This window comes from Streptomyces capparidis, from assembly GCF_054782095.1.
This window is the reverse complement of record NZ_BAAGTD010000015.1, coordinates 142,767-154,883: the sequence shown is the minus strand read 5'-3', so window position 1 is coordinate 154,883 and position 12,117 is coordinate 142,767. Positions and strand designations below refer to the sequence as shown.

General features: G+C 76.9%; 9 protein-coding genes. 5 read left to right on the top strand and 4 right to left on the bottom strand.

The features are described from left to right. The first annotated feature begins 327 nt into the window (after positions 1–327). From ACYVO2_RS15015 to ACYVO2_RS15005, 3 genes are read left to right on the top strand one after another with little or no spacing between them, the layout of a single operon-like run. Positions 328–1,332, top strand: coding sequence for an AAA family ATPase (locus tag ACYVO2_RS15015; RefSeq protein ID WP_461008276.1), 1,005 nt, complete (start codon positions 328–330; stop codon positions 1,330–1,332). Continuing rightward, the gene (locus ACYVO2_RS15010) at positions 1,332–2,771 is read left to right on the top strand and encodes a DUF58 domain-containing protein (protein ID WP_461008275.1); all 1,440 of its coding nucleotides are present in this window, start codon (positions 1,332–1,334) and stop codon (positions 2,769–2,771) included. The genes ACYVO2_RS15015 and ACYVO2_RS15010 overlap by 1 nt, the downstream gene beginning before the upstream one ends. Next, positions 2,768–5,146, top strand: coding sequence for a transglutaminase TgpA family protein (locus tag ACYVO2_RS15005; RefSeq protein ID WP_461008274.1), 2,379 nt, complete (start codon positions 2,768–2,770; stop codon positions 5,144–5,146). The genes ACYVO2_RS15010 and ACYVO2_RS15005 overlap by 4 nt, the downstream gene beginning before the upstream one ends. A 507-nt stretch (positions 5,147–5,653) precedes the next feature. On the opposite strand, the gene ACYVO2_RS15000 is transcribed toward ACYVO2_RS15005, so the two are convergent. From ACYVO2_RS15000 to ACYVO2_RS14990, 3 genes are all read right to left on the bottom strand, one after another. Beyond that, complete coding sequence (locus tag ACYVO2_RS15000) at positions 5,654–6,055, bottom strand: DUF3040 domain-containing protein (protein WP_461008273.1); 402 nt, start codon at positions 6,053–6,055, stop codon at positions 5,654–5,656. Positions 6,056–6,391: 336 nt separating this feature from the next. Continuing rightward, positions 6,392–7,147 carry a methyltransferase domain-containing protein gene (locus ACYVO2_RS14995; protein ID WP_461008272.1) on the bottom strand — a complete coding sequence of 252 codons (756 nt, stop codon included), beginning with the start codon at positions 7,145–7,147 and terminating at the stop codon, positions 6,392–6,394. A 126-nt stretch (positions 7,148–7,273) separates the two neighbouring features. Continuing rightward, entirely contained in the window at positions 7,274–7,804 is a 531-nt protein-coding gene (locus tag ACYVO2_RS14990) for an SAV_6107 family HEPN domain-containing protein (RefSeq protein WP_461008271.1), read from the bottom strand. 1,070 nt (positions 7,805–8,874) lie between these two features. Here ACYVO2_RS14990 and ACYVO2_RS14985 point away from each other — a divergent pair. Both ACYVO2_RS14985 and ACYVO2_RS14980 read left to right on the top strand, forming a co-directional pair. After that, the gene (locus ACYVO2_RS14985) at positions 8,875–9,501 is read left to right on the top strand and encodes a DUF4126 domain-containing protein (protein ID WP_461008270.1); all 627 of its coding nucleotides are present in this window, start codon (positions 8,875–8,877) and stop codon (positions 9,499–9,501) included. A gap of 121 nt (positions 9,502–9,622) precedes the next feature. Next, positions 9,623–11,086 carry a phytoene desaturase family protein gene (locus ACYVO2_RS14980; protein WP_461008269.1) on the top strand — a complete coding sequence of 488 codons (1,464 nt, stop codon included), beginning with the start codon at positions 9,623–9,625 and terminating at the stop codon, positions 11,084–11,086. A gap of 64 nt (positions 11,087–11,150) precedes the next feature. On the opposite strand, the gene ACYVO2_RS14975 is transcribed toward ACYVO2_RS14980, so the two are convergent. Beyond that, the gene (locus ACYVO2_RS14975; protein WP_461008268.1) at positions 11,151–12,062 is read right to left on the bottom strand and encodes a hypothetical protein; all 912 of its coding nucleotides are present in this window, start codon (positions 12,060–12,062) and stop codon (positions 11,151–11,153) included. Positions 12,063–12,117: the final 55 nt, after the last annotated feature.

Here is a 12,117-nt window from a genome sequence, read left to right as displayed (position 1 = left end):
CGCCGCCGGCGAAGGGCTCCGCGCGCGCGGAGCCCTTCGCCGGCGGCGCGGGAGGCCGGGACCGGGTGACGGCCGGGGTGACGAGCGGCCGGTCCGCCGTCACCTTCCGTGAGGCCAGGGGGTGCCGTTCCCACGCGCGAGTGACGGCAGGCCACAGGTAAGGCAAGAATGAACGAGCGGCACCGGTCGTCCGTACGGTGGAAAGACCCCTCGGACCGGCCGGTCCTGCCGCCGGACCGCGCGGAGCGGTCCGCTTCCTCGGGGTGGGCCCGGTCTGCGGCAGCGCGGCTGACGGCCCTATGAATTTACGGGCCTTAGGAGGGCCGGGTGACGACCTATGACGACCAAGCGAGCCTGACCGATCTGTCCACCACCGTCGAGCGGGTGCGCCGTTCGGTGGAGAGCGTGATCGAGGGCAAGCCCGAGGTCGTGCGCCTCTCCCTCACCGTGCTCCTCGCCGAGGGGCACTTGCTCATCGAGGACGTGCCGGGCGTCGGCAAGACCATGCTCGCCAAGGCGCTGGCGCGTTCCGTGGACTGCTCGGTGCGGCGCATCCAGTTCACTCCCGACCTGCTGCCCTCGGACATCACCGGGGTGAGCGTCTTCGACCAGCAGCGGCGGGACTTCGAGTTCAAGCCGGGCGCGATATTCGCGCAGATCGTCGTGGGCGACGAGATCAACCGCGCCTCCCCCAAGACCCAGTCGGCGCTGCTGGAGTCCATGGAGGAGCGGCAGGTCACCGTGGACGGCACCACGTACGAGCTGCCGAGCCCCTTCATGGTGATCGCCACGCAGAACCCCATGGAGATGGAGGGCACCTACCCGCTGCCCGAGGCGCAGCGGGACCGCTTCATGGCCCGGATCTCCGTGGGCTACCCCAGCGTGGACGCCGAGATGCGGATGCTCGACGTGCACGGCGGGGTCTCGCCGCTGGACGACCTCCAGCCGGTGGCCCACGCGCACGAGATCGCCAAGCTGGTGGAGACGGTGCGCACCGTGCACCTGGCCGAGCCGGTGCGGCGCTACGCCGTGGAGCTGGTCGCCGCCACCCGCAACCACCCCGAGCTGCGGCTCGGCGCCTCCCCGCGGGCCACCCTGCACCTGGTGCGGGCGGCCAGGGCGGCGGCGGCGCTGGACGGCCGGGAGTTCGCGCTGCCCGACGACGTGCAGGCGCTGGCCGGTCCCGTGCTGGCGCACCGGCTGCTGCCGACCGCGCAGGCGCAACTGGGCCGCAGGACCGCCGAGCAGGTGGTGGCGGACATCGTGCGGCGGGTGCCCGTGCCCGCCCCGTTCGGCCCCGACGTGCGGGGCGCCGCCGGCCGGAGGGTGTGATGGCGTCCCTGGCGTCGCCCGCGCCGCCGCCCTGGCCGGGGCCCGGTGACGCGGAGCCGGGCGACGAGGGCGGCCGGGCGCCCGGGGGCCGGGGCGGGGTGCGCACGGCGCTCGCGGGCCTGACCACGCGGGGCCGCTCCTTCCTGGCCGCGGGCGCCGCCGCCGGCGTGTGCTCCTACCTGCTCGGCCAGCCCGACCTGCTGCGGGTGGGGCTGCTGCTGGCCGCGCTGCCGCTGGTGTGCGCCGCGGTGCTGTACCGGACCAGGTACCAGGTTGCGGGCAGCAGGCGGCTGTCCCCCTCGCGGGTGCCCGCCATGTCCGAGGCTCGGGTGCACCTGCGGATGGACAACGTCTCGCGGCTGCCGACCGGGCTGCTGATGCTCCAGGACCGGGTGCCGTACGTGCTCGGCCCCCGGCCCAGGTTCGTGCTGGACCGGGTGGAGCCGGGCGGCTTCCGCGAGGTGTCCTACCGGGTCCGCTCCGACCTGCGCGGCCGGTACCCGCTCGGCCCGCTCCAGTTGCGCCTGTCCGACCCGTTCGGCATGTGCGAGCTCACCCGCTCCTTCAGCGCCTACGACACGCTGACGGTGGTGCCCGCCACCGAGAGGCTGGCGCCGGTGCGCCTGGCCGGGGAGTCCCCCGGCTACGGCGACAGCCACGCCCGCGCGCTGGCGCTGGCCGGCGAGGACGACCTGATCCCGCGCGGCTACCGCCACGGCGACGACCTGCGGCGGGTGCACTGGCGCTCCACGGCCCGCTACGGCGAGCTGATGGTGCGCCGCGAGGAGCAGCCGCAGCGGGCCAGGTGCACGGTGCTGCTGGACACGCGCCGGCTCGCCCACCAGGGCGCCGGCCCCGAGTCGTCGTTCGAGTGGGCGGTGGCCGGGGCGGCGTCGGTGTCCGTGCACATGCTGGAGCGCGGCTTCGCGGTGCGCCTGGTCACCGACACCGGGGACGCGGTTCCCGTGACCGACAACGGCGAGGGCGGCACCCGCGAGGCCGACACCGCCGGGCTGCTGCTGGACGCGCTCGCGGTGGTGGACTTCTCCGACGGCGCCGGGTTCTCCCGGGCGCACGACGTGCTGCGCGGCGGCGCGGACGGCCTGCTGGTGGCCTTCGCCGGGGCGCTGGACGCCGAGCAGGCCACGGTGCTGGCCAGGATGCGGGCCCGGGTCGGCGGCGCGGTGCTGTTCTGGCTGGACGGGCCGCGGTGGCAGGTGCCCGACGTGCTGCGCGGCACCGCGGCGCCGCACGCCGCGATGGGCGAGCCGGAGCGGATCCTGCGCGAGTCCGGGTGGAACGTGCAGCAGGTCGCGCCCGGCGACGAGCTTCCCGACCTGTGGCGGCGGACGGACACCTCGGGTGAGCGGTACCACGCTCCGTCCCACGGCGCGGGCGGCGCGGGCCCCGTGTCGTCCGTCGAAGGGGTGACGCGATGAGCGGGCAGATCCGGTTGACGCTGTGCGCCGCGCTGGCCTCGGTGCTCACCGCCTGCGCCCTGCTGCCGCTGGTGGGCTCCTCCTCCTGGCTGGCCCAGGCGGTGGCGCTGGTGGTCGCGCAGGCGCTGGTCGGGGCGGTGGCGCGGCGGGTGCCGCTGCCGCAGCCGGTGACGATACTGGTGCAGCTCGCGACGGTGCTGGTGCTGTTCGTGCTGGCGTTCGCCCGCGAGCAGGCGCCGCTGGGACTGCTGCCCGGCCCCGAGGCCATGGCGCATCTGCGGGACCTGCTGGACACCGGTGTCAACGACGTCAGCGAGTACCAGACCCCGGCCCCGCTCACCGACGGCATCCAGTTGCTGCTGGTCGGCGGGGTGGTGCTGATAGCGGTGGTGGTGGACGCCCTGGCGGTCACCTTCCGCAGCGCCGCTTCGGCGGGCCTGCCGCTGCTCGGCCTGTACTCGGTGGCGGCGGGCCTGGCGCCGGAGGACGAGGGCAGCCGCTGGCTGTGGTTCACCCTGGCCGCGGCGGGCTATCTGGCGCTGCTGCTCGCGGAGGGCCGCGACCGGCTCTCCCGGTGGGGCAGGGTGTTCTCGGCCGGGCCGCAGCGGGACGCGCAGGAGCAGCTCGGTCTGCTCGGCGGCCTCGGCGGCGGGCCGCGCACCCCGGCGGTGCGGGCGGGCCGCAGGATCGCGGGCGTGACGCTGGGCCTGGCGCTGGTGGTGCCGCTCGCGCTGCCGTCGCTCGGTGACGGCGTGATCGGGCCGGACGCCGCCGGCGGCGGAAGCGGCGTCGGCGGCTCGCCGGTCGCGGTGAACCCGCTGGTGTCCATGCAGGACAGCCTCAACCAGCCGGAGAACCGCGAGGTGCTGAAGTACCGGACCAGCGCGCAGAGCAACAGCGAGATGTACCTGCGGATCGTCGCGCTGGACGAGTTCGACGGCGCGGCCTGGCGCATGCCCGAGCGGGCCGGCACGGTCGTGCCCGACCAGCTACCGCCGCCGGAGGGCCTGTCCGAGGGCGTGAAGCGCACCCGGATCAACACCTCGCTGTCCACCGCGGGCTGGTACCGGCAGGAGTCGCTGCCCATGCCGTTCCCCGCGATGCAGGTGGCCGTGGACGGCTCGTGGAGCTACGACCCGGTGAGCAGGGCCCTGGTCGGCGACCGCGGCCAGAGCGCCGCGGGCCTGACCTACCAGGTGTCCAGCCTGGTGGTGGAGCCGACCGCCGAGCAACTGGCCGGTGCCCCCGCCCCGCGCCAGGTCATCGCCGACCGCTACACGCAGGTGCCGGAATCCCTGCCGGACGGGGTGGCCGCCGAGGCCCAGCGGATCACCGCCACCGCGGTGAACGACTACGAGCGGGCCATGGCCCTCCAGGAGTGGTTCACCGGCAGCGGCGGCTTCACCTACGACACGCGGGTCAGGTCCGGGACGGGCACCGGCGCGATCACCCGGTTCCTCCAGGACAAGCGGGGCTTCTGCGTCCACTTCGCGTTCACCATGGCCGCCATGTCCCGCACCCTGGGCATCCCGGCGCGGGTCGCGGTGGGCTACGTGCCCGGCACGCCCGACCCCAGCGGGGCGTACTCGGTGGGCCTGAAGGACGCCCACGCCTGGCCCGAGCTGTACTTCGAGGGCGCGGGCTGGGTCCGCTTCGAGCCCACCCCGGCCCGGGGCAACACCCCCGGGTACGCCGAGCGGCAGATCAGCGAGGACAACGCGGCCGTGCCGCCGGTGGTGCCGACGCCCACCCCTTCGGCGTCCACCGGCCCGTCCGCGCAGCCGGTGTGCGACGCGCGCGCCCAGCGCGCGGGCGAGTGCAGCACCGAGGACCCGCGGGCCGCGGGCGGCTCGGGCGGCGGCGGCTCGGACGACTGGCCGGTGGTGGCCGCGACGGCGACCGGTGTCGCGCTGCTCGCCGGGCTGCCGCTGCTGCCGCTGCTGTGGCGGCTGCGCACGCGCCGCGTCCGGCTGGGCGCGGGTGGCCTCGCCGCCTGGCAGGAGCTGCTGGACACGGCGTGGGACCTGGGTGTGCCGCCGCGCGCCAGCGAGACGCCGCGCCGGGCGGCGGAGCGGCTGGTCACCGAGGGCCGCCTCACGGGCGAGGCCGCACAGACCGCGCGCCGGGTCGCCAGGGCCGTCGAGCAGATGCTGTACGCCCCGGTGCCGGTCCCCGCGGCCGGTCTGACCGCGGACGTGCGCGCGCTGCTCGCCGCGCTGCGCGGGGCGGCGCAGCGGGGCGCCCGGGTCCGGGCGGTGCTGCTGCCCCGCTCGGCGGCGCGCGTGAGCTGGGCGCTCACGGTCCGCTGGGCGGCGCTGACGGCCAGGTACTCGGCGGCGGTCCGCCGCCTGCCGCTGCCGGGCCGGTCCGGCTAGCCGCCGGCCCGAGGGCGTACCGACGCTCCGGCCCCCGCCACTGCCCGTGGCGGGGGCCGGAGCGTTTGGCGTGGGAGCGTACGGGCAGCAGGGCCACACCGGAGGGGACACGCGGGTGCGGCGGGACAGCGGGAGGTCGAGGGGCCCGGCGGGGCGGCGGGCGGCCCGGTGAGGAGCGTGTGGGCGCGGGAGCGGGAGCCCACCGGGAGACGCCGGTCGACGGGCCCCGGCGGCGGGCGGCCCGGCGGCAGAGCAGGGCCGGGCACGGAAGTGCGTCAGGAGGCACGGGGCGGTGGGCAGCCCGGTGAGGAGGCGGCCGGGCACGGGAGACCGCCCTGGGGCGCCGGAGCGCGAGTGGCCCGGCGGAGAGGCGTGCGGGCGCGGGAACGCGGGATCGCCCGGGGGCGCCGGGTGGCGCGGGGCCGGCCGGAGGTGGGTGGCATCCGAGAGGGCCGGACCGCCTGGTGGGGCGGTCCGGCCATCGTCACGAGGTGGAGGAGCGGAGGCTCAGGGGCCCTGCTGCTCGTCCCTGCGGCGCTGCCACCGGTCCTCGATGCGGTCCATCATCCGGCCGCGCCTGCGTGGACGGCCCGTACGGCGGCCGCCCCCGACACCGGGGGCCGCCTGCTCACCGCGCTTGGGCGCACGGCGCCACCCGGTGATCGCGAGCGAGGCGCACCCCAGCATCACAAGGAACCCGACGACGCTGACCCACCACTGCTGGCCCACCATCCCGGCCATCAAGAGCGCGATGCCCACCAAGAAGCCCGCGACCGCCTGGTACACACGGCGTCGGGTGTATGTGCGCAGCCCGCTTCCCTCAAGCGCTGTCGCGAACTTGGGATCTTCGGCGTACAGCGCTCGCTCCATCTGCTCGAGCAGTCGCTGCTCGTGCTCCGAGAGCGGCACGGAGTCCTCCTACTCGTCGGTCGCGGGGGCGACCGGTGCGACCCCTTTCAAGGATAGGCAGGGAATCGCCGTCATGAAACCCGCCCCACTGCGCATGGCTCCTCACAGGCGCACTCGGCCGTCCTGTGGGACGATCTCCCACCGGCCGCCCGGGCACCCCTGTCCAACCTGGCATGTCTCCCCGTGTCGGAGCGCCGCACCAACGCTGATGTTGGGTGGTGCATTCCCCGTCCGTCGGCTCCTCATGCCGCACTGCCTCACCCAGATCATACGGGCCCGACCGGCTGATCGGGGGGCCCGCGAGGAGATGCCGGGGAGGCGGGCGGGAGCCGCGCTTCAGCGGCGCTCGGCCAGCACGTGAAGCTGGGTGGCGAACGAGTGGAACGCGGGCAGCTCGGCCGCCGCCGACTCCAGCCGCAGCAGCGCCTCCAGGGCCCCCGGCTCGGCGTCCACCAGCACGCCCGGCACCAGGTCGGCGAAGACCCGCACCCCGTGCACGGACGCCACTTCGAGGCCGGCGGTGGTGACCAGCTCCGTCAGGCTCTCCGCGGTGAAGCGGCGCGGCATCGGGTCGGCCTCGCCCCAGCGGCCCTCGGTGTCGGTGAGGGCGTGCCTGGCCTCGGTGAAGTGGCCCGCGATGGCCCGGGCCAGCACCGCGCCGTTGCGGTTGGCGGCGAGCAGGCTGAGGGTGCCGGTGGCGCGCAGGGCGCCCACGACGTTGCCGACCGCCTCCGCCGGATCGTCCACGTACTCCAGGACGCCGTGGCACAGGACCACGTCGTGGGCGCCGCGCTCCGCCACGTCGAGCAGGCCGTGGGCGTCGCCCTGCACGCCGCGCACCAGCCCGGCGACCCCGGCCTCCGCGGCCCGCCGCTCCAGCGCGAACAGCGCGTCCGGGCTGGGGTCGACCACGGTGACCCGGTGGCCGAGGCGGGCGACGGGCACCGCGAAGTTGCCGGTGCCGCCGCCGGTGTCCAGCACGTCCAGGGCGTCCCGGCCGGTGGTCTTCGACTGCCGGGTCAGGGCGTCGCGCAGCACGTCCCAGACCACGGCGGTACGCAGGGAGGCACGGGGACGCAGCGGGTCGGGCACGGCGGGCGCTCCTCGCATCGGTCGCGGTGGTGACCGGGGCACGGTCGGTTCGACGACCCCCACCATAGGGCCTCGCGCTCCCGCCCGGCCGCCCGCGGGCGGCCGGGCGCGCTCCCCGTACGGGCCTCACCCCGCCCGCGGTATTCGCTTCTCCGCCGGCGGGGCCGGCTCGCCCTCCTCCCCCTGGGCGGGCAGCGTCGGCTGGAGCGAGAGCAGCCGCTCGACCAGGCGCAGGAACATCCCGGCGGCGTGGATCAGGTCCTCCGCGTCCCGCTCGTCGGCGGCGCCGGCGATGCCCGCCTCGGCGCGCTGGCGGCGCGGGGCGCCGGAGGCGAACAGCGCCGCCCACTCGGCGAGCTCGGGCGCCACCTCGGGCAGCACCTCCCACGCGCTGCGGATGCGGCGCCTGCCGCGGGCGGTGGGCTCGGGACGGCCGCGCACGGCGAGCACCGCTGCGGCGGTGCGCAGCGCGGCGAGGTGGGCGGTGGCGTAGCGCTCGTTCGGTGTCGGCAGGGTGACGGCTTCCTCCAGCCCGCGGTGCGCCTGCGCCAGGAGATCCAGGGCGGCGGGCGGGGCCGGGCTCCTGCGGAGCACGGGGTGGACGTCGGCGGCCGGGCCGGAGCCGGGACCGCGGTTGGCTGCGGCGGACAGCGTCATGAGCAGCCTCCTCCATCTTCCTCGCCGGCGTCCGTGGCACGGACGCGCCGGCGCTCGAAAGTCCCCTGGCCGGGCTGGCCCGGGGCCGTTCACCGACATAGTGGGGCACACCACTGACAATCCGCTCTGACCTGCGGAAACGTCTCAACGCAAGGAGGAGGGAGGCGAAATGGGGAGGGACCGGCGGTCACGGGCGCCGGGCCGCGGCGGGGCGGCCGGCCCGGCGGGCAGGGCTCGGCGGACAGGGCGCGGGCAGGCGGCCGGAGGGGCCCCGGCAGGGGCGCCCACGAGGTGAGGGGGGCTCAAGCCGGGCCGGGTGGACGGCGCGAGGGGCGGCGGTCGCGCGGGTCCCCGCGGGGGCTCCCGGCGGGCGGCGGGGCCGCTCGGCGGGACGCACGGGGAGGGGGCGGAAGGTCCTGGGCCGGAGGCGCGCCGCGGGCGGGAGGGGCCCGAGGAGGGCCGGGAGGGCGCCGTGGAGGGGGGCCGGGCGAAGGGCGGGCCCCGTGGACGCCACGGGCCCCCGCGCGCCCGCGGCGTGCGGGCGCCGGTGGGCGGGGCCGGAGATGGGACGCCCGGCCAGGGGGTGGCCGGAGCCGGCCCGACATGAGCGGCTGGTGCCGTGTCAGGTGGCCTCCGACCGGCCGGGCGTCCCGGTTCGTGAGCGGCCCGTGCGGGCCGGTGGTGCGCCCCGGGCCCGGCGGCCTCCGGCCGGGCCCGGGAGCACGGGCGGGCAGTTTCCCCTCCGGTGCGGGACCGGTCACGGCGCCGTACCGCCGCCCCGTGTCGGCGGTCCGGCGCCGCACCGGCCGTGATGACGGCGGATCCGTCTTGCCTGCCGATCCCCCGTCGGACCCGCCGCCGGCCTGCCCCCGTTGGCCACAACTCTGTCGTTCCCGCCGGTGGGCCCCCATCCGTACAGGTACTCAACTCCGCGCCTGGGTAGGCGTACTCAACGGGTCCGCGTCCCTCCCCAGCCCGCCGTCCGCCGCGCCCGGCGCGCGGAGCGGCTCGGTTAGCATCGCTTGTCGCGCATACGGCTTGTCGCGCATACGGGGGGACGGAGGACGAGAGTGTCGGTGCTACCTCTGGTGTTCACCAGCGGCTGGGCCAGCGGGATCAACGCCTACGCCGTGGTGTTCCTGCTCGGAGTGCTCGGCGCGACCGGGGTGAGCGACGACGTGCCCGGCGCGCTCCAGCGCCCGGACGTGCTGGCCGTCGCGGGCGTGCTGTTCCTGTGCGAGGCCGTCGCGGACAAGATCCCGTACGTGGACTCGGTGTGGGACGCCGTGCACACCGTGGTGCGGCCGACCACGGGCGCCGTGGTGGCCGCGCTGCTCGCCGGGCAGGACGGCTCTGTGCCGCAGTTGGCGGCGGGCGCGCTGGGCGGCGGGACGGCGCTGGCGAGCCACCTGGTGAAGGCGGGCACGCGGATGGCGGTCAACACCTCGCCCGAGCCGGCCAGCAACATCGTGCTCAGCGTGCTGGAGGACGTCACCGTCGCCGCGCTGGTGGTGTTCGCGCTGTTCCACCCGGTGGCGGCGGCGACGATCGCGGGGCTGCTGCTGGTGGGCGGCCTGGTGGTGCTGGTCCTGGTGGCGCGGCGGATCGCGCGGTTCCTGCGCGGCCGGCGGGAGCGCCGGGCGGAGCGGGCGTTCGCGCGGGGCCGGACGCGGGTGTACCCGCCGCTGCGGTCCTGACCCGCCGGGCCCGGGCGCGGCCCGGCGGCGCGGCCCGGCGGGGGCTCCGGGCCGGTGTCAGTTCCCTTCCCGCTCGCCCCGGTTCGGGTCCGGCGCGCCGGGCCGGATAGAGTCCGTCTGCATGGCACGGATTGTGGTAATCGGCTCGGGTATGGGGGCGCTCGCCGCGGCGGCGCGGCTGGCCACCGTCGGGCACCGGGTCACGGTGTGCGAGCGCGCGGGGACGCACGGCGGCGCGGTGGGGCGCCACACACGGGGCGGGTTCTCCTTCGACACCGGGCCCGGCCTGCTGAACCTCCCGGCGGTGTACCGGGACCTGTTCATCAAGACGGGCAAGCGGACGCTGGAGGACAGCGTCGAGCTGCGCGAGGTGGACCCGGCGATCCGTCACCTGTTCCCGGACGGCACGTCGCTGCGACTGGCCAACGCCTCCCGGGCGGCCGTGCTCAAGGAGCTGGACACCGCCTTCGGCGCCGGCGCGGGCGCGCGCTGGTCGGACCTGCTGAACCGGGCCCGCGACGTGTGGGACGCCACCCGCAGGCCGCTGCTGGAGGAGCCGCTCGGGGACCGCGCGGCGCTGGCCGCCGACCCGTACAACCCCGTCCGCCCGCCGTGGCTGCGGCGCGGCCAGCCCACCCTCGCCGAGGTGGCCAGGCGGGAGCTGCGGCACTCGGGTCTGGCCGCGCTGCTGGAGGAGTACGCGCTGCGCCACGGCCTTGACCCGCGCACCGCCCCGGCCGGCGCGGTGGTGCTGCCGTACATGGAGCACAGCTTCGGCACCTGGTACGTGACCGGCGGGACGCGGGCGCTGGCCGACGCGCTGTTCAAGCGGTGCGAGGAGCGCCGGGTGGAGTTCCGGTTCGGCGCCGAGGTGGTGGCGGTGCACCGCAAGGACGGCCGGGCGTGCGGGGTGGAGCTGGCCGGCGGCGCGCACCTGGAGGCGGACGCGGTGGTGTGCGGCGTCCACGAGGCGGTGCTGGCGCGGCTGCTGGACGAGACGGCGGCGGAGCCCTCCGGGCCGGTGCCGCCGGGCCGGTTCTCGGTGTTCTGCGCGCTGCGCGGTGAGCGGCCCGCGGACGCCGTCCACCGCACGGTGGTGCACTCCCCCGACCGCAGCGCCCAGTTGACCGCCCTGTTCGGGGAGCGGCCCGCGCCGTGCGACCGGCCGACCGTGGAGGTGCTGCGGCCCGACGACGCGTCCGCGCACCCCGAGGGGCACGAGGCGGTGACGCTGCGGGTGACGGTGCCGCCGCAGGGCGCGGTGGACTGGACGGCGCCCGGCGTGGCGGACGTCTACGCGGAGCGGGTGCTGGACGCGGCGGAGGAGGCCGTCCCGGGGCTGCGGGAGCGGCTGCTGTGGCGGCACCCGCACACCCCGGCGGACACCGAGGCCGCCACGGGCGCGCCCGGCGGCGGGCTGCCCGCGCCCGCGCTGGCCGGGCAGGGCGGGGCGTTCCTGCGGGCGGACAACCGCTCGCCGGTGGCGGGTCTGTACCTGGTGGGCGCCTCCGCGCACCCGGGCGGCGGGCTGCCGCACACGGGCATGTCGGGGGCGATCGTCGCGGGGCTGATCGGGACGCCCTGACGCGGCGGCCCGCCCCGGCGCGGCCAAGGCCCGCCCCGGCGCGGACGGGGCGGGCCGGGCGGGCTCAGTGGCGGTACGGGTCGTAGCCGGCGGGAGGGTCGTTCGCCTCGGGCTGCCACCCCTGGCCCGGGTCGCCGGGGTCCGGCTGCGGATACGGTTCGGCGGAGGGCTGCTGGGGCACCCACACCCCGCCGGGCGGGGTGCTGTACGGGTCGTACGGGTCGTAGCCGCCCTCGCCGGGGTACGACGGGGCGGGCGGCTGCTGGGGCCAGCCCTGGCCCGTGTCCCAGGTGCCGTCGTGGGCGGGGTCCGCGGCGTAGCCGTGCTGCTCGTCCCAGCCCTGGCCGCCGTACCCGTCCTGCCAGCCGTAGCCCTGCACGTCCCGCACGTCCTGGGTGTGCGGCGGGTAGTCGGCCCAGCCGTGGCCCGCGCTCTGCTGGGCCACGGTGTCGTAGCCGGCCCACTCGCCGCCGGGCGGGGCGGCTTGGGGCTCGGGTCCGACGGTGAACGGGTCGTGGGCGCCGGGCGCGGGCGGCTCCTCCGGCGCGGCGGCGAAGGAGCCGTACGCCGCGTAGCCGCCGGTGTCGTCGTCCATGGTGTGCGGCTGGTACACGGGGGCGGCGGGCTCCGCCGCGGCGAGGTCGCCCTCGGGTTCGACCGGCGACACCGCGAGGGTGGGCGCCGATCGCCCCGCGCCGCGGCGGCGCCCCGGCACGGAGGGCCGCCCGGCCAGCGCCCACCCGGCGGAGAAGCCGCGGCGGTAGGACATGGTCACGAAGGTCTGCCCGGCGGCGAACGCCATCGCGCCGACCGCGATCAGGACGACCGACTTGGCGGCCACGCCCCCGACCACGCCGAGGAACCCGGCGAACGCCAGCACCCGCCACCTGAGCTGGGCCTTGTACTGGAACAGCACTTCGCCCAGCAGCCACAGCGCGACGACCCCGAACGCGATGTAGAGCACCGTGTACCCCATGGGCGCACTTTCCTTTTGCCGTCGATGGATGCCGTCGGCGGCCGTGACCGGCCGG